The sequence below is a fragment of the Roseburia porci genome, from assembly GCF_009695765.1.
GTDB classification, from domain to species: domain Bacteria; phylum Bacillota; class Clostridia; order Lachnospirales; family Lachnospiraceae; genus Roseburia; species Roseburia porci.
In genome coordinates this window covers 43,207-61,456 of record NZ_VUNI01000019.1, presented here as the reverse complement: position 1 = coordinate 61,456, position 18,250 = coordinate 43,207, and the positions used below count along the sequence as shown (strand labels likewise).

Annotated in this window: 19 protein-coding genes; 2 read left to right on the top strand and 17 right to left on the bottom strand. The window is 38.3% G+C overall.

Features of this window, described 5'->3' with window-relative positions:
* Positions 1-131: 131 nt before the first annotated feature.
* A complete protein-coding gene (locus tag FYJ75_RS10840) occupies positions 132-347 on the bottom strand; it encodes an HNH endonuclease (protein ID WP_154430466.1) in 216 nt (71 codons plus the stop codon).
* Between the two features lie 210 nt (positions 348-557).
* A complete protein-coding gene (locus FYJ75_RS10835) occupies positions 558-710 on the bottom strand; it encodes a hypothetical protein (RefSeq protein ID WP_154430465.1) in 153 nt (50 codons plus the stop codon).
* Positions 711-881: 171 nt separating this feature from the next.
* Between FYJ75_RS10835 and FYJ75_RS10830 the strand changes: the two genes are divergently transcribed.
* On the top strand, positions 882-1,352 hold the full coding sequence (locus FYJ75_RS10830) for a helix-turn-helix domain-containing protein (RefSeq protein WP_154430464.1): 471 nt from the start codon (positions 882-884) through the stop codon (positions 1,350-1,352).
* 33 nt (positions 1,353-1,385) lie between these two features.
* On the opposite strand, the gene FYJ75_RS10825 is transcribed toward FYJ75_RS10830, so the two are convergent.
* From FYJ75_RS10825 to FYJ75_RS10775, 11 genes are all read right to left on the bottom strand, one after another.
* Positions 1,386-2,525 (bottom strand): hypothetical protein, encoded by a 1,140-nt coding sequence (locus tag FYJ75_RS10825; RefSeq protein WP_154430463.1) that lies wholly within the window; start codon positions 2,523-2,525, stop codon positions 1,386-1,388.
* An 8-nt stretch (positions 2,526-2,533) separates the two neighbouring features.
* Complete coding sequence (locus FYJ75_RS10820) at positions 2,534-4,066, bottom strand: hypothetical protein (protein ID WP_154430462.1); 1,533 nt, start codon at positions 4,064-4,066, stop codon at positions 2,534-2,536.
* Between the two features lie 50 nt (positions 4,067-4,116).
* Positions 4,117-4,329 (bottom strand): hypothetical protein, encoded by a 213-nt coding sequence (locus FYJ75_RS10815; RefSeq protein ID WP_154430461.1) that lies wholly within the window; start codon positions 4,327-4,329, stop codon positions 4,117-4,119.
* 165 nt (positions 4,330-4,494) lie between these two features.
* Positions 4,495-4,722: a hypothetical protein gene (locus FYJ75_RS10810; RefSeq protein WP_154430460.1), complete on the bottom strand. Its 228-nt coding sequence runs from the start codon at positions 4,720-4,722 to the stop codon at positions 4,495-4,497.
* A gap of 185 nt (positions 4,723-4,907) precedes the next feature.
* Positions 4,908-5,597, bottom strand: a complete 690-nt coding sequence (locus FYJ75_RS10805) for an ATP-binding cassette domain-containing protein (RefSeq protein ID WP_154430459.1) — start codon at positions 5,595-5,597, stop codon at positions 4,908-4,910.
* A 26-nt stretch (positions 5,598-5,623) separates the two neighbouring features.
* A complete protein-coding gene (locus FYJ75_RS10800) occupies positions 5,624-6,244 on the bottom strand; it encodes an energy-coupling factor transporter transmembrane component T (protein ID WP_154430458.1) in 621 nt (206 codons plus the stop codon).
* Entirely contained in the window at positions 6,244-6,498 is a 255-nt protein-coding gene (locus FYJ75_RS14945; protein ID WP_408638922.1) for an MptD family putative ECF transporter S component, read from the bottom strand. Before FYJ75_RS14945 ends, FYJ75_RS10800 begins: the two co-directional genes overlap by 1 nt.
* Before the next feature lie 185 nt (positions 6,499-6,683).
* Positions 6,684-7,523, bottom strand: a complete 840-nt coding sequence (locus FYJ75_RS10790) for a sugar ABC transporter permease (RefSeq protein WP_154430457.1) — start codon at positions 7,521-7,523, stop codon at positions 6,684-6,686.
* On the bottom strand, positions 7,520-8,818 hold the full coding sequence (locus tag FYJ75_RS10785) for a carbohydrate ABC transporter permease (protein WP_154430456.1): 1,299 nt from the start codon (positions 8,816-8,818) through the stop codon (positions 7,520-7,522). The genes FYJ75_RS10790 and FYJ75_RS10785 overlap by 4 nt, the downstream gene beginning before the upstream one ends.
* Before the next feature lie 12 nt (positions 8,819-8,830).
* Positions 8,831-10,291 (bottom strand): sugar ABC transporter substrate-binding protein, encoded by a 1,461-nt coding sequence (locus tag FYJ75_RS10780; protein WP_154430455.1) that lies wholly within the window; start codon positions 10,289-10,291, stop codon positions 8,831-8,833.
* A 22-nt stretch (positions 10,292-10,313) separates the two neighbouring features.
* Positions 10,314-11,996 (bottom strand): glycoside hydrolase family 13 protein, encoded by a 1,683-nt coding sequence (locus FYJ75_RS10775; RefSeq protein ID WP_154430454.1) that lies wholly within the window; start codon positions 11,994-11,996, stop codon positions 10,314-10,316.
* Between the two features lie 93 nt (positions 11,997-12,089).
* On the opposite strand from FYJ75_RS10775, the gene FYJ75_RS14675 reads away from it, so the two are divergent.
* Positions 12,090-12,887: a LacI family DNA-binding transcriptional regulator gene (locus FYJ75_RS14675; RefSeq protein WP_154430453.1), complete on the top strand. Its 798-nt coding sequence runs from the start codon at positions 12,090-12,092 to the stop codon at positions 12,885-12,887.
* Positions 12,888-12,889: 2 nt separating this feature from the next.
* On the opposite strand, the gene FYJ75_RS10765 is transcribed toward FYJ75_RS14675, so the two are convergent.
* The 4 genes from FYJ75_RS10765 to FYJ75_RS10750 form a co-directional block, all read right to left on the bottom strand.
* On the bottom strand, positions 12,890-14,023 hold the full coding sequence (locus FYJ75_RS10765) for a SusF/SusE family outer membrane protein (protein ID WP_154430452.1): 1,134 nt from the start codon (positions 14,021-14,023) through the stop codon (positions 12,890-12,892).
* Between the two features lie 670 nt (positions 14,024-14,693).
* Positions 14,694-14,921: a hypothetical protein gene (locus FYJ75_RS10760; protein ID WP_235360547.1), complete on the bottom strand. Its 228-nt coding sequence runs from the start codon at positions 14,919-14,921 to the stop codon at positions 14,694-14,696.
* Between the two features lie 150 nt (positions 14,922-15,071).
* Positions 15,072-16,088: a hypothetical protein gene (locus tag FYJ75_RS10755; protein WP_154430451.1), complete on the bottom strand. Its 1,017-nt coding sequence runs from the start codon at positions 16,086-16,088 to the stop codon at positions 15,072-15,074.
* Positions 16,089-16,341: 253 nt separating this feature from the next.
* Positions 16,342-18,243, bottom strand: a complete 1,902-nt coding sequence (locus tag FYJ75_RS10750; protein WP_154430450.1) for a relaxase/mobilization nuclease domain-containing protein — start codon at positions 18,241-18,243, stop codon at positions 16,342-16,344.
* Between the last annotated feature and the right edge of the window lie 7 nt (positions 18,244-18,250).

Below are 18,250 nucleotides of genomic sequence, written 5' to 3'. Positions count from 1 at the left end.
TGGATGAATTGCATCAGCGAAGCTGCTTGTCATTGACATTTAGCTTAGGTGCGAAGTAACATCTGACAGCCTGAATGATTGCAACAAAAAGTTAAAGTTTTACTGACAACTAGCTTGACAATGAGCGCTCCTCAGAATCTAAACAAACTCGTTAAACCTTTGTGTACATTTTGATGACAATCATGACATAACGTCACAATATTGTCCTCATCCGCTGCTCCACCCATTGCATAATCAAATAGATGATGTCCTTCTGTATGATCTTTACTTCCACATATTTGACAGGTCTGCAAGTCTCTTTCACGTCCTTTCCTTTGTACTCTAGAATGCTCTGCTCCTCTTTTCATATAGCTCCTCCTTTATCATGAAAGCATCTTTCACTTTTGTTACATAAACCTTTTTCCGCCAATTCTCAGCGGATACTCATTTGAACGCTCCGCTGAAGAAAACTTAGAAAGGAGGTATTTCGACGGGCTGATCATAGATTTATCAGGTCTTCTACCCGTTATAGTCCAAATGAGATTATCATAATTGAATTCTATTCTCCCAGAAGACGATCATTTCATAGAATAGGATTCGGTATTATTCACTTTTATAAGTGCTTTTTTAAATGTAGAAACATCTTTTAGCCCAAGAGCTTTTACAGTATCCTTATGACTTTTCATTTCTTCTAACAATCTGCTTTTTCTGATTCTTTCCTGAACTGTCATCCCAGCACCCTCTCTTCTTTTGATGATTTAATTATAGTCTCTAGCAAGTTCATAATATACGTAGATTGCTGCGAATTAAGGCTTGTTATTTCCCCGACAGCTGTGGAAAAGGTGGTAATTTTCGAGTATAATATTGTATGCAATACAATAAGATTACGAGGGGGAAATACTATGGGTAAAAAATCCATTAAAGAAAATAAAAACATATACCAGCAAGCTCGCGATGAAATTGAAATGACTAGAGCTGCTGTAGAAGATGCCACTGGTGGCATTTTAACTTCAAGCAGAGTTGAAAAAATCGAAAACGGATCTCTAAATGCGCATCCGGAAGATGTAATCCTAATGGCCGAGGTTTATAACAAACCAGAGCTTTGCAACTACTTTTGCACTAACGAGTGTCAAATAGGGAAAAAATACGTTCCAGAAGTAGAGACTATCCATGATCTTCCACAAATCACAATGGAGCTTTTATCTAATCTAAATGCTCTTAACCATGATAAAGAGCGCATAATTGATATTACTGCTGATGGACAGATTTCAGCGGATGAACGTGAAGATTTTGAATTATTTAGGGAGCACCTATCAGAAATGTCTTTAGCTATCGAAACCTTAAAACTCTGGGTTGACAAAGAACTTGCATAAACAAAAGCGGCCTCAATTGGAGACCGCTTTTGTTTATAACTTTGTAAATGCTTTTGTTATTTCAGTTGTTAATTCCAATTGACTTTCCCCATCAAGTCTGTACGATGTTCTAATGACCATCGTCCCTATAATCGCATAGGAACCAGAATATAGTAATGTATTATCAAATCCAGATAGGTATTCACATCTTGCCTCTGCATCTTTCACTGATTTATATACCTCAATGGCTCCACCCACATCAGTTCCTTTATCAACAATCGTATCTCCTTCAACACTATCACTATCTATATCACTTATAGTAAAATACAAACAAGCAGTATAACCACCATCTTTTCCAAGCATCATATTGGGGTCATTATCCTCAGATACGGCTTCTACTTCCTTTATCTTACTAACTGTTTTTAATCTTTCCGTCACCCATTTTTCTGAGGGATTCTCTATTTGAGCAACAACCTTAAGATCATCTTTCATGCTGTCAATCAACTTGTATATCGTCGCAGTATCATTTTCAATCTTATTAGCCGTATTTCCGTCCAAAACGGTCTGTATTACATCAGCAAGTTCTACACTCTCTTTTTCTAATCTCCCTGCTGTAGCAGAAATCCCTTCAATATTATCTACACAGACTTTTTTTAATGCTTCATCGTATCTTGTAGACATTTCATTATATTCATCAACAGCCTTATTATAGGCATTCGTTGCTTTTATAGCCGGACTTATCATCATAAAGTATAAACTAATACAAGCTACTACAAGAATACCTATTACTATCCCCAGAATTTTCTTAGTTTTATTTGGAACAACTACTTCTTCACTGTCGTTTTTTTTTTCGTCTCTGGGCTCGTCTGGCATCAATGCCTTTTCTAATTCTTTTATAGCCTTTTCCGTTGTATGCTGGTTAAATAAACCTTCTTTAGCATATCCAACAATTTCAACTCTTCCCGGCAAAAACTTTAATGCCAAATAAGCCGTGTTTCCAACCTTACCATTCTTTATCGCAGCAAGGTAAATGTTTTCATCTTCCAATTCAGCAACGACACGCCCAACCTTCCAAATAGCATCCCTTAGTTTTAAATACGTAAGTTTCTTTACCTTTATCTCATCTTCAATTAACTTATCTTCCTTCACAGGAACATTATTATCTATTAATACGTTCTTTAATTCCTCGTTCATGACCCCTCCTAATGTACGAAAACAATTCCCTTCATGGTTGTAAGCATTTCTGCTCTTACTTCCTCTTCTGTTGGAACCACAATCTTTTCCCTCGAAGCAACCTTACTTTCAAATAGTGGTTTCATTAAATCTTCTGCAAATTTTTCTCTATTCTCACTTTGATACATATCTTTAAGAGTACTTCCTGTGAGCTTATCTTTTAAATCATCAACCAAGTCGTCTGCTTCTTCCTGACTAATTAAATAATCCACACACATTGTCTCAAACTTAGAAGAAATAATTTCAAACATTTGATCTGAATCACTCTCAAAGAATTTACTCAACGCCCATTTCGAAACAAAGCCTGCTGTCGCTCCACCAGCTATTCCTCCAACAATTGCTCCAGCAGTTGTTCCTCCCCCCGGAAGGATGAGTGTGCCAATTGCACCTCCAGCTATATGTCCAACATATGCTCCTCCGACACTAACAACAGTGACACATAGATTCTGTAATAACTGCTCCTTTGAAATTCTTCCTCTAAACAGATCAACAATATCTGGTGCAGTTAATACAACAACTATTACTCCTCCTGTTATTATCTGAGATTGTAATAACTTAGATATCTGACCAGCAATCTGACTTGAAGAAAGGCCTGCTGCCTCTACCCCATATGTTTGTAAGATTGCTTCTGATAGTCCCTTCCCTAAATTATTGGCTATCGCATCCGTCATAGGAGCCATAGTCGCAGGTATTCCCGTTTTAGCAAGCTGACTCGAAATTACATATGTTGCAAACACATATCCACCAGTTTTTAATCCATTCAAGCTTGCCTCTTTTAATGCTTCCTTGTTTTCAAGTCCATTATATCTGCATATTGCATAATCTAATACAAAACTGATACCAATCGCGCCAGCAGCAACTATCATTCCATTTTTTGCATCATATTTTAACGAATCAATATTCCCAGCCTTTGTTATATTTACAGCCTGCTGGTAAGTAACTTTTCCTTTTCTTACAATATTGGATGCCTCATTTGGATCAGTAACACCTGGTACTTTACCAGCTTCTATTTTTTTCGCCATAGATTCTACTGCCTTTTCATATTGATCAGCAGGAACCTCTAATTGCATCGGCTTACCTTCAGCATCTACATATCTATACAAACCGGTTTCTTCATCAAATGCTGCCGATACGCTTTTGCTAGCGGTAGAATAATACTTATCCTGAATAAGTGTAACTTCACCATTTCGATTTACTATTTTTCTATCCGGTCCATTTTTCGCATTGTCATCTCCAACGACTGTAGCATTTCGTCCTTTAAGCACATCCGATAAATTGTTTGCACGCTCAGCGGAAAATCCATGTCCTTTCTCATAAGTAAATTTTCTTTCGATTGTAAGATTCTCAACAGTCTTTAAATTACCTTCAAGATATCCACCTAATTCACCAATCGTTGTAGGACTTTCTTCTTCATAACCATTTGACTCTTTTGCAAATGCCTGTATTGAAGAACTATTTATAAAAAATGTTGCAAGTATCAAACCTGCTAAAATTCTTTTCATATTGACCACCCCACCTCAAAATCACCTAATAATTATATCATCCAATGCCATTACTCTCCACATAAAAGTGCGATAATTCCTGCAACTACAAGGATTGGAAGTGCTATGTAAATCAAGCCTCCCAAAACTAATCCAATAAGAATAATCGGGAAGCATACGATGTAAAGTAAAACTTTTGCAATTCCCCATGTTGCCTTAATAGCGAATACTATAAGTTTCCAACCCAGCCATATCAAACCAATCATAAATAATATATACAACATAATCGTTTCCTCCTTGTGAATACTTCTTGCTTATATTGATATTTTACATAACGCTCAAATCACCATAAACACTGATATATGTGAAATTCAACATCATAATTCTCCGAAAAAGAGAAAAGAGAGGCGCATCGCACCTCTCCTATACTGAACCTTTATATCATCGCCTTAATCAAAATACTCTGCTATAATACGTTCTACCTGCTCTTCAAAGTATTCCTTAAATTCTTTCACGTACTCCAACTTTACCTCATATGGAATCTCCTCCATAATCTCATTCACTTTTATGGTTCTGTTGTAGACAGTCTTTACCATTTTTTCTTTGGCATTCTTTCCGGTCTTTTTCCCGAAAACGGTAATATACAGCTCTGTCTCTGAAAACTCGTCTGCTTCCATCTCCTGAACATCATCCCCCCAGCATACCGTTATTTTTAAGGAAGATAAGCCAATCCTTGTCCGTCATTCTGTGAAAGAGTCTACTAAAGTAAATCCTTGTTTGTAGATCCAGATTAGAGATATCCGCCTCTTCTTCCGTAGCTCTTGAAGCGAGTGCCGGATCCTTCAGACGGAAATCATTCACATTAAACATTTACATATCCTTCCATCTGTGTCATTGTGATGAGAAGATCCTCTTCTGTAAGTTCAACCTCATCGCTTACCTGTGCCAATTTGAGTGAACCATTTTTCTTAAGCTCTGCCATTGCCAATTCATGGTCTTTGTAATTCCAATCCAGATAAGAACTATTCATAAATGCAAGTGCGATAAATATTATCACTATAGCCGCACACAATGAAATGAGAATCCATCGAATCGTTTTCAGCTTTGCTGTACTTCTTTTTGCAAGCTGTACTTCTTCCTTAACAGACTCACAAAATAACTGATGATTGACATCCTGCATAACCATATAACACTGTTTCAGCAATTGCTTACGCTGTAAAATCTTATCACCAACTATCATCTTCCCTTTAAATTTCTTTTCCAATCCGCACAGGCAACGCGAAAAAGTAGATTTCCCGGCTCCGTTTTTACCTATTACGGCAATCACTGCACCCTCCTGCAACGAAATCTCAGAAATAATTATTGCATCTTCTTTTTCATATGAAAAAGAAAAATCTCGAAGTATCATTTTCTCCACATTGCCGGGTGCCGATTTTACATCTCTATGAAGATTCATACGCAGAGTACGAAGTCCCATGTTAGAAAGTGTTTTTTCTGAATAATTCTTAAACTCATCCATGGAAATATCAAGGACAATCTTTCCTGCTTTCATATAAATAACTCTGTCACAAAGCTCTGTTAGCCCAATCCTCTTGTCAAAGCCGCTGCCGAAAGCTCCTCACCGATTTTTACACAGCATGTCATTAACGGTACAATTCTATATTCAAACATTTTGGAGAAGTTTCTTCCGCCAATACGAATATCTCTCATCTTCATTGCAGCGTTGATAGAAACAAATTCATCAATTACCGTGGGGAAGAAACGAAACATAACGGAAAGAGGAATAATAATCTTATCGCTAAGATGCATCCTCTGCATCGCCGCTGTAAATTCACTGACGGTTGTTGTGGAAATCATATAGGCTCCCATCATCATACAGGGCAGGAATCTGGCAAGGATGCCACATATTCCGAGAAGCAGAAAATTTATGATACCACTGGTTTTGTCGCCCCAAAACACAAACGCCAAAAAGGAAGCTGAATATATCAGGATATATCCAATTGCAGTTTTATACTTTTTCGCAGTTAATAAAAATACCGCTGGTAAAATACAAAAAATCGGAGTCAGAAGCTGTAGCTTTTCTCCACCCATATAGCCTAAGACAAATACTGCCATGGTAAAAAGGAGAAGTAACTTCGTTCTGGGATCCAGCACAAGTCCTCGATTTTGCACACTGGTTTGTAAAATTCCTTTTCCCATTATGCAATGCCTGCCTTAACAAAATGCTTTTTCAACAATTTCTTTCCAAGGAGTGCCCCCATTACACCTGATACAAAACAGCAGACCAACAGCACAGGCGCAGTCCAAGGCTGCATAATATTGGTCAGCGAAGTAATATAATCCTGACCAAAACTCTGTCTTGTAGAAAAATATTTATCTGCATTTAAGTATAAAGGCAGGAAGTTACCAAAAAGGAGAATATGGAAAATACCATTTCCTATCACAGTTTTGATTGCACTTTGATCAACTGATAAATCGTCATCCCACTCCTCCTCTCGCTACTATTTATCCGTAAGTTAATATATAATTTTAGAACTATTAAAAAAAGAGTCCGTCACCGGACTCTTTCGCGCCCAAGCGGTATCGTTTACGACTAACTTTATCTCCGCGATGTGCGCATCTTTTTCCTATATAAATATTATCCTTTCACAGCTCCGGCAGCCATTCCGTTCACCATGTTTTTCACCAGACAGAAATACAACAATACAATCGGTACTGCAATAAAGACACTTCCTGCTGCAAATCTTGCAAATTCTGTCTCATCCAGACTCATCAGTCCTACCGCTACCGTATAGAGATTCTTCTCTTTTAATAACAGTTTTGGCAAAATAAAGTCACTCCATGGCCATGTAAAGGAAGTCAATGCTGTATATACAATAATCGGCTTTGACAACGGCAAATTGATTTTGGTAAACACTTGAAAATTCGTAGCTCCATCAATCCTTGCTGCCTCATCTACGGCTTTTGGAATCGTATCAAAAAATCCTTTCTGTGTCAGATATCCCATCGGTGCTCCTGCACTATAGATTAGAATCAATCCCCAAAGATGATTGATCAGATTAAACTGTGTCATCAGAAGATAAACTGCAATCATTCCCATAAAGGATGGAAACATGCCAAGCACCATGGTTGTTTTCATGATAGGCTTTCTTGCTCTAAACTCAAATCTTGACATGGTATAAGCTGTCAAGATAGTTAAAAACGTTCCTAAAATACAGCTTCCGGCTGCAACAAACAATGTATTGAAAAACCACTTCGGATAATTATACATTGATGTATCTGTAAATAATTTTTGAAAGCTTGCCAAACTGTATTCCTTTGGAAAAAATCCTTCAAAGGAATAAATGGTTCCTGACTTTGAAAAGGATGCCAATATCAGCCACAGGCAAGGAAAAAAGAATATAAATGCCACTACGATTAACAATATATAGGTAATGGTAGTGTCCACCACTTTTCCGGCACTTCTTTTTTTTCTCATTGGAAAGTATCCTCCTCTCGATAGGATGGTGATTTCACATAAACAATTAATGAAATTATGGATGTAATAATGAAAATCACTAAACTAATTGCCGCACCGATACAATAATAATTATTATCAATGGACAAGTTATACAACCAGTTAATCAACAAATCCGTGTCACTGGCAAGGAAATATCCATCCAGATACAATCCACCTCTTAAGAAATAGAAAATTCCAAAGTTATTGAAATTTCCGGTAAACTGACCGATTAATACTGGCATAGTGGAAAACAATACAAAAGGAAGTGTCAGCTTCTGAAATTGTTTCCATCTGCTTGCTCCGTCAATTCTTGCCGCCTCATATAACGATTCATCACGATTCGACAAAATTCCCGTTGTAAGAAGCATAATGGACGGAACGCTAATCCAGCAGTTCACCAGAAGTCCGATAATTCTTGCGGACCATTTTGCATCCAAATCCAAGAAACCAATCGCTGTTCCTCCGCTTGCTGTAATCAACTGATTGATTGGACCTCCATAAGAGAACATAAACTTAAATGCAAGCAAGGTAATAAATCCCGGAATCGCATAAGCAAGCACCGGAAATGCCCGCCAGAAAGCTTTTCCTTTCACACATTTTTTATCCAATAACAACGCCAATCCTAATCCAGCAAAATAGTTTAGCGTTGTAGACAATACTGCCCACAGTAAATTCCAACCCAGAATCTTGAAAAATGTCGGTGCAAATTGTGACAATGTCAGCAGTTTTGAAAAGTTCTGAACTCCTACCCAGTCCACCAGTTCAGGGGGAACGATATCTCCGCCGTAGTTGGTAAAAGCAATTAAAATCATAAAGACGATGGGAAGTATATTAAAAATACATACCCCAACCACAGGAAGTACTAATACTGTCGCATAAAACTTTTTATCTAACAAACTAGAGAGTTCCTGCCGAAATGTTGGCAGAGGTCTTCCCTGCTGTGCGAGTTTCTGCATATGATAAGCATCTTTAACATTACAACGATATAGACACACCAAAGCGGCTATCACAATCCATGCAAAAATTCCCATCAAAAGCATGATAACAGAATTATCTCCCTGAATTCCCAGCCAGGCATCCCCCTTTTGCTCCCCTAAGGTAAAGAACCCTTTTAGGTCTTCAATTCCCCGACTGATAAAGTAATATAATATACTGACTTCAGACAGCAGGAACAGCAGACCTTTTCCGATTCTGCCATAGGCAAGCTGTCCTGCTCCCATAATAATCATAGACAGCTTTGTCTTTCCGTTGCTGTTTTTTATTATTTCTTTCATTTCTTCTTCTCCTTACTTCAAGGTAAAGATTGCATCGTAAATCTGAGCGTCCACATCCTCCAATCCAGCTTTCATGGATGCCATATCCGGATACTTTTTCTCGCTCTCACTGCGGAAAGCGTCTTTTGCTAAATCAGTGAAAAAAGTCTGTGCCGGAGTCCAAATCTGTGACACTTCCTGAATCGATGGCATCAACACGATGGTTCCTTTTTCCATATTCTGATACAGTAATTCTGATACTCCTCCTACTTCTTCTGCCGCATCTTCTCTTGCCGGTGCAACTCCAAGCATCTCACTTCGTTTTACCTGCATCTCATAGTCAGCTGCAAATTCTACAAAGGCAAGACTGGCATTTGGTGCTTTCGTATACGCACTGACCGCATAACCATTTACTCCACCCATGCTCTTAGTATCAATCAGTGTCGGATTTTCTTCTGTTAAATCACCACTTTCTGGAAGTTGTGGCAACGTAGTCATTACCAGATTTTCCTGTGCCTTTGCTTTTGCCTCTTCTGTGGTTAATCCTTCTTTTTCATATTCCATCGTCAACTCATCTAAAAATGTGGAATAAACATCCGGTGTAGAAATAGTTGCAAAATAAGTTCCATCTGCTAATTTACTATATACATTGGTGGTAATCGTATCATCAATACACTCTTCATTCATGGTAGACGCAAGCTGAGATAACACCCATGCGCCCTTCTCTGCCTCTCCCTTGGAAAATCCGATATCTTTCGGATTGGTATTGTTATCTCCAAACACATAGCCACCATAAGAAAACAGGAATCCACCGGAAAAATATACATCATACAGTGACTTCATATAACCATACTTAGAGGAATCTTCCCCATGTCTTGCAACAGAAAATGCATACATATCATTCCAGTTTTCAATCATATCCGGCACTTTGTTACCATCATCATCCCAAGTGGTTTCCCAATCTGCCGGCAAAAGGTCTGTACGATAATAAAGCATTGGTGCCTGTACATTTACCGGAACACCGCAGTAATATGTATTGCCATCCACCTCTGTCTTATAGGCATCCCACGCAGTTTCAGGTATCTGTTCATAACATTCCATAGATTCTACCGGAAGCGGATAAATATGTTTTCCGTCCGCATACTGCATAATGATATCATTTGCCTGATATAATACATCTGGTCCATAGCCATAAGGTCCGTCATTTGCAAGATCCAAATATTGATCCATGTTTGCATCTACCGCAGTAATTCCCTTGTCTTTATACTCTTCATTAAAGGCATTGATAAGCTCGTCAAAGTATCCCTTGGAAATTGCCGTATCATTTTCCAACACTCTTATGGTTACATTCTCCTCCAACTCCCCGGTAAACACACTGTTTGCTGACTGTCCGGTATTCGCCGTATCCTTTTTTTCACCGGAATCACCTCCGCAACCTGTCAGTACGGAGATTCCCATAATGACTGCCATAAACAACGCACTCTTTCTTTTCATCTTTACACCAATCCTTTCCCTCTCAAGCCTCTGTTATGGTTATTAAAAACCTATTATCTTCACAAAGTACCGTTTCCTCCGGTTGCTTTGGAATTTTCTTTTCTTCCTCTGTCATGTTAATTCTTAAAATAATTTTGCTGTTCTCCCACATGCGTTCTACATGAAGCATTTCCTGCTCTTCCTCAATTTTGATTTCGCCATACTGAACTGCCGGCTGTTTTCGAATGCGGATTAATTCCTTTACTTTCTCTAGGAAATCCATATCCCAAGACTTGGTATCCCATGGGAATCCTCGTCTGGAATCCGGATCATAGCCACCCTCCATGCAGAGTTCTGTTCCATAATAAAGACATGGCGCTCCTTCAAACACCATTTCCAATGCAATGGCTGCCAGCATCTTGTCTTTATCTTTGTTTACTTCCGTAAAAAAACGATGGGTATCGTGAGAATCCAGTAGATTCAACATCATACGGTTCACCTGCTCTGTATTTCGCATCAGATTTGAATTTAACTTATCTGCCATATCCTTTGCAGAAAATACTCCTTTTGCAAAATAATCCAGACATGCTTTGGTAAATGCATAATTCATAATACTGTCGTACTGGTCGCCCATAAGATAAGCATAGGCATCATGCCAATTTTCCCCGATAATGACACTGTCCGGTTTTTCTTTTTTTACTGCCTTACGGAATCTTCTCCAGAAACCATGAGAAACCTCATCTGATACATCCAAACGCCATCCATCAATATCAGCTTCCCGAATCCAGTATATTGCAATCTCCAAAAGGAAATCCTGTACTTCTTCATTTGCTGTGTTCAACTTCGGCATATAGTTACATGCTGCAAAGCACTCATAATTCATTTTTTCCGGTTCCGGGAAATCTCCGTCAATGATAAACCAATCATAAAATCTGGATTCTCTTCCCTTTTCCAACACATCCTGAAACTGCTGCATTTCCATACTGCAATGGTTGAATACCGCATCCAGTACTACGCGAATTCCATTTTCATGTGCCAGTTTTACCAGCTGTCTTAATTCTTCCTTTGTTCCAAACTGTGGGTCCACCGTAAAATAATCAATGATATCATATTTGTGGTTGGAAATGGAACGAAATACCGGTGTCAGATACAAAGCATTGATTCCAAGCTCCTTTAAATAGTCCATTTTTTCGATGATTCCTGCCAAATCTCCTCCTGCAAAACTCTTAGGAGTTGGCTTTTCATCCCACTTCATGTTGATATAGCTTGTGTCCTTTTTTTCATTTCCCTGACGGAAACGTTCTACGAATATCTGATAGAACACAGCACTTCTCATCCAGTCTACTGTGTCCATGACATCGTTTTTATTAATATAGGGCATCTGGAAGAAATTGTAAAACCCTTCTTCAAATTTATACTCTTTTGTGACGCCATCCTCACTGAAATACCATGTATTTCCATCCTCTTCTATTTGAAAAATGTAGGCAAATCTTACATCTTCAAGCCTCATTTTGATTTCGTAATAATTATAAAGTCTATCACTGTATTTGATTTCCATCGGCAATTTTTTCCGACAGAAGGTAAAATCATATTTCTTCGCATATATCAGAAAAACCTTTGCTTTTTCATCCTCTCGCGCCATCCGAAGTCGAAGCACTAACTCCTTTTCTCCGGTTGCAAAACAATAACGGGAATCTGGGATATGCAACATTGCACATTCATTCATGTCTTTTTCCTTTCCTGTACTTTCTAGTTGACAAATTTTCCAAAATTCTATATAACAAAATTACTAACTCAGGAGCAAAAGGAGCGTATTGAAATGAAAAATAACATCACTATAAAAGACGTAGCCAGAGAAGCGGGGGTTTCTGTTGCCACTGTTTCCTATGTCATCAACGAAAGAAATGACAAACGAATTAGCGACAAAACCCGCAAAAAAGTACTACAGGTTATCAACCTGTTAGGCTACACCCCAAACCAATCTGCGAAAGCTCTTGCCACCAGCAGAAGTGGTATGGTTGCGCTCTATGTAACTCCTGATTTTTCAACCTTGAAAAATGCAGAACAACTGCATTTTATCAATTTTTTATCCTCTTTTCTTCATAAAAAGAACTATGACTTAATTTATTTAAGTGACACCTGCACGGAAAAATTCGACCATGCAGATGCGATTCTATGTTATGATGTTTCTTTAGAATACTTCCTCCAAATTGGTGACAATAACTTTGCTCCCCTGATTGCTCTGGACTGTATGATTAATGACCCATTGTTTTTCCAGGTTAATTCGGATTATGAAAAAATGGCTCAACAGGCTTGTGCATATTTTCATTCAGAGGATTACGCTCTTTTACTGCTGGAAACACCTAATCTGGAACGGAAAGAATATCTGAAACCTCTTTTTCAGAACATCGTTTATGTAAAGGATTTTGCAGATATTTCCGCTCTTCCAAATCAGAACTTTCTGGTGGTAGAACAGACCCTGTATGATTGTTTCAAAGACCATACGAAGGTCTGCTATCTTCCAACGCTTACCACCGAGAAAGCTGAGGTTTTATTTTCCTGTATGGAAAATGCCATCAAACGTATTCCTATTAAGGAACACAATATTCTGGTATAGTCTTACTGACAATTTACAGTCAATACCTTTGTAGATGCATCATAAGTAAATGTATATGTTCCTGCCTGACTTGCTACAAGATTAGCACTATCTGTACCAGTTACAAAGGACTGGCTTTCCAAATCATCTGCTGCAATGTTGCTGTAACGAATATATTCTGTTCCTACTCCACTGGTCTCTCCAACAGTTACCATTGAAGTGAAGATGAATTCATCTCCTTCTTCTAAGTCTACGGTCAGTGTATAGACCCCATTTTCCTCTGTAAACCTTGTTTCGTCGGTATAAACATCTTCCCATCCGGTAATCTTAGCGCCCTTGATATAATAATCGGTCTTTGTGTCTCCGTTGTCAGCTGTACTTTCACCATTATAAGTCCATGTAATCACATCATAAGCGTTAATGTTAAATGCCTCTTTATTTTCTTCTGTATAACTGGAATTATCAGTTTCATAGGTATCTTCACCCGGATATGTAGTCAGAGTAAAGGTATAATTTCCTGCTACCGCACATTTGATATTGGAACGCTTGGTACTTACATCGCCTAATCCACCGGCATTCGCAAAATATTCTTTTCCATCCTTAGAAATACCCTCTAAATAACCATATCCTCTCTGGTTGTGCCAACTGGAATTGGTCGCAAACTGGAATTCATCACCTTCATTTAAATCTAACGTAATGGTATAAACATTTGCCTCGTCATTGTCTTCCTTGGTCATCTTCTGAGCATCACCTAATACTTTTCCCCAGTTAGATTCCATCAATACCGGACTTGTTCCACTTCCTACCACAGAATATTCTCTGGTGTCTTCCACATAAGTCACAAATCCACCGAAAACTTGTGTATCCTCTGTAATTGGTGTAGAAAAGTCAAATCGATGTGACATCTGAGGTGTTGCAAACCATCCTACAAATCCTTCCTTTTCCGGTACATACTCTTCTGCACATTCTCCGCTCTTTACTTCCAGGGTCTTTAACTCTGTTTTTCCGTCAGAATCATAAAACGTTACCTTACAGGTATCTTCCTTTACCTCTTCCTGCGTGTTGCTTCCTGTGTTTGTTTCATTGTTACCACATCCCACAGTCCCTATGGAAAGTACCAATGCTGCTAAAACAATCATTAATATTTTTCTTTTCATCCTTCTCCGCTACCTTTCTTTTTCATTTTGACTGTTTTCTAATTCTTCTAGTTAATCGGTTAAGCATCAATGGTAAATTTTAAGCAAACTGCACAATTTGCAAGTTCGCTTAACCGTTTAACTTATTATAAATGTACCACTGCTACGACAATATGTCAAGAGGATTTTGGGTAATTTTTTTCAGATTGTGTAGGGTTACAATTGATGTGACACCCTAACACTATACAAAAACGGTTAAGTACATTAGAATTTTAATCGCCAAACCAAAACCCTAACAAAAAGGAGTACTTAACCGTCATGAATACAATAACACATTCACAACGATATTTGCCACATGAAATTAACACAAAATTCTATGCAGTCAAACTTTATCGCTCCGGAGTCGGTGTTTCTTTTGTCTGTCGAAGATATCATATCTCTAAATCTTCTCTTCTTCGATGGAACAAAAAGTTTGATGGGACAAAAGAGTCTTTGCTCGATAAATCCCATAGACCTCTCTCAAAACATCCAAACGCCCATACGGATGAAGAGTTGAAATGGATTCGAGATTACCATAGACGCAATCCAAAAATTTCTGTGTGCGAATTGTACGGAAAACTCCGCGCCAACAAAGGTTACTCTCGTCACCCCCACCTAAAAAACCATTATAATATTATACCATTTTTATGCTCTATTCTCCACACAAAAGCCCTATTAGTCCAATTATTATTAGTATTGGCAATGCTACATATATAAGTCCGCCAACAACCAATAGAATCAAAACTATTGGAAAGAAAACCAGATAGAATAAAATCTTTGTAATTCCCCATGCCGCCTTAATTGCTAACACTATTAATTTCCATCCAATCCACAAAAACCCGATTGTAAATAATATATACAACATAATCATTACCTCCATATGAACTTTCTTCTGTTTATATGATAATTTTACATAACGCCATCTTTACAATATATATTGATATGTGCGAAAAGCTTTGCCGTATTTCCCTAAAACAGAGAAAAGAGAGATGCAAACAATAGCATCTCTCTCCTAGGAACATAATGAATCTTACTCGAAATATTCTGAAATAATACGCTCTACCTGCTCTTCGAAGTATTCCTTAAATTCTTTCACATACTCCTTTTTGACATTATACGGAATGCCGTCCATGATTCTATTAACCTTTATTGTTCTGTTATAAACGGTCTTTGTCATCTTCTCTTTGGCATTAGCACCGATCTTCTTTCCAAAAACAGTATAATAAATCTCTGTCTCAGAAAACTCTTCCGCTTCCATATCCTGCAAATCATCACCGAGCATTCCATTATTTTTTAAGAATACCAGCCAGTCCTTATCCGTCATCTTCTCAAATAACTTGCCAAAATAACTTCTTGTACGCGAATCAAGATTGGAAACATTAATCTCATCCTCCGTAAATCCCGTAACAAGAGACGAGTCATTTAACCGGACGTCATTTATATCAAACATTTCTTCAATAGACAACGAGCCTTTGAGCCAATCCATCATGCTCTCGATAAGTCCTACTGACAATGGATGCGACGGCCATCTCTCGTCCATTCTCTCTTTAACCATTTTCGGAGTAATATCTTCCGAAGCGATACCATTCTCATTCATGAGTTCCCCCATGGTTCTATGGATGGCGCTCAAATTCTTAATCTTTGCCTCTGAAAGACTGCGCTCTTCGCCCATTAGAGAGCGAATATACTCAAATTTATAAATACCTATGAAGGTACTGATGGTGTAATCGGTATCTGCACTCTTGTTGAAGAGGTTGAAAATCTCAACCATCTTCTCATCAATAATGCTAATCAGATCTTCCGCTTTTTTTGGATCAAATTTATAGCATCTGATAATGTACCAAGCCTCTCTGGTAGCAACCTTGTGTAAATTTGCGAAGATGCTTTCCACAACAGCTGCCTGCTCATACTCCGAAAGCTTTGCAAAATCTTGTTGCAACTGTGTCCTGCAAACCCCGGTTTTCACAGCATCATAAATTTCAGCGGCTTTTGTAAAGTACTCCGTTTCCTTCTTCTTGTTAAAAGGTAAAAAATCTGTTGCTAACATAAATCGTTCCTCCTTGGAAATAAAAAATTTCTTAGGGAGGCCGATTTTTAGCCCCGAGAATAAAAATGGAAACGAACACTAAGAACGAAAAAAACTTCCTCCCCGGCTGCTAACCAGGCAAGGAAGCTTTACACGCAAAAAGGGACATGATACTTCCAGTTACTCTGGTTGTATCACGCCCCTCGTGTCCGCTTTTCAAAGAAAGCCATCACGCTCATACGTGCTTCAATATGTAATTTTTAAGATTCTGTGGTTAAATGAAAAACTTATCTCCAACCACTTTTTCCAGAAACATCTCTTCCGTCATGTTGTGAAGAGATCTGGCTTCTTTACAATAGGGACAGCAAATAGTAATCCCTTGTAAAACTAATGATTTACCGTCACCGGTAGGTGTGTAGGACATACCATATTCACTTTGAATCTCGTAAATCTTTTTATTAAACTCCTTGCCAGACATTCCCTCCGAAGATACTTCTTTTTCTACATTCCCATCCTTATCAATTACAGATAAAATGGAAATCTCCGTAGGCTTACCATTTACTACTGCCGGACGTGTAAGCACTCGAATACTAACATCTCCATCTTGTGGTGTAATCATCTTCATTTCTGATGCATAGATTCCAAAATGAACTGCGTCGTAAACAGCCTGACTATGACCAATTGCAGTAAAGAATGAATAATCATCACTCGCCTGCTGCAATTTTCCATTTTCTCTAAACTTCTTAATGGCAAAATACTGGGCTGATAATTCTTTATCCTGTGCCTTTAAGTACGCCATCTTGGAATTAAGTTCAAAAACAAGATCTGCCACTTCCTCTACCGTCTTGTCATAGCCTAAAGATAGACGGTTCGACAGTTCCTGGTATTTCTTGTAATCCGAAAGGTACTCACTATATCCATAGGCATCAAACAAATACGCCCGTACCATATACTGCTTCATTTCCTGATAGATATTAGTAATGGGCTTATACTCTTTTACAAGTGCCCGAAGCTGTTTCTTTTCTTCTGCTATGGCTTTACGGCTTTCAATGATTGCATTCATTGCATCCGATACCTTTAGGGAACCCTTTGAGTAATGGTTTACAAGCTTATAAACATAATTTACATTTTTCAATTCATCTGCCATATTCGCCATCTGCCAGTTGGTATTGCGAGCTTCATTCCAAGGATTTCTTCCAAGCCTAAGGAGCCTTACCGCCTCATACTTTTCCTCCTTACTCATATCCTTATAGTTCTTCATCTTAAGTGGTGTGATATTTGCCATCTCCTCTGGAAGAATCGAAGTATAATAATCACCGGCTTTTACTTCCTTAAAAGGATCATACTTTGCATCCAATCGTTTTCTGATTGCGCTGATACGATATTCCTCTCCAAGCTGACCTGAACGCATAGCTTTTGGCATATCGTCCGTTTGTAAAGATAGGTTCTTTCCCACATTGACAACAAAACCCTGATTCCGTAAAAAAGCTACAAAAGAATCAAATTCATCTGTCTGCTCAATTGCAATATCAATAGCCTGACGAAGCATTATTTTCCGTTGTGGTAACGACAGTGGATCCTCTTTCTTTTCTCTCTCCCAAACAGAATTTGCTGTAAAGCCGTATTTTATAGCGGCTTTATTTACCGCAGGCTCTAACACACCACTCATAAACTGTTTATCCATATGTATCTTCTTTCCATCTAATCCCACAGTATTTAAAATGAAATGGATATGAAGATTTTCTGTGTTCGTATGAACTGCATAGACCACCTGATAATTCGGGAACACTTCCTCCATCACGTCATTTAACAGCTCCATCAGTTTTCCTGCATTCTTCGGATCCGATTCTGATTCATCTAAGGAAATCACTCCATGTGTTGCCACACGGCCATCAAGCTTTCCAAAAAATTCTTTTATCTGCATCATCTCTTCCATCGCATGAGAAATATCTGTAATATGCCTGCCACCCACATATAACCCAGATGCAGTTTTTATTTCATTCGTCACATAAGTAAGCTCGTTCGACAGCTGATTTACATTGGTAATATCAAGTGGTACGCCCGTCTTTTCCGGATTCTCAATATATGCAATTGAATCTGCAATCTGAGATGATGCGGATCTTTTTCCTGAACCGGCTGTTACATTCCATACTTTTACAACTATTCCTTTTGCCATATGCCTC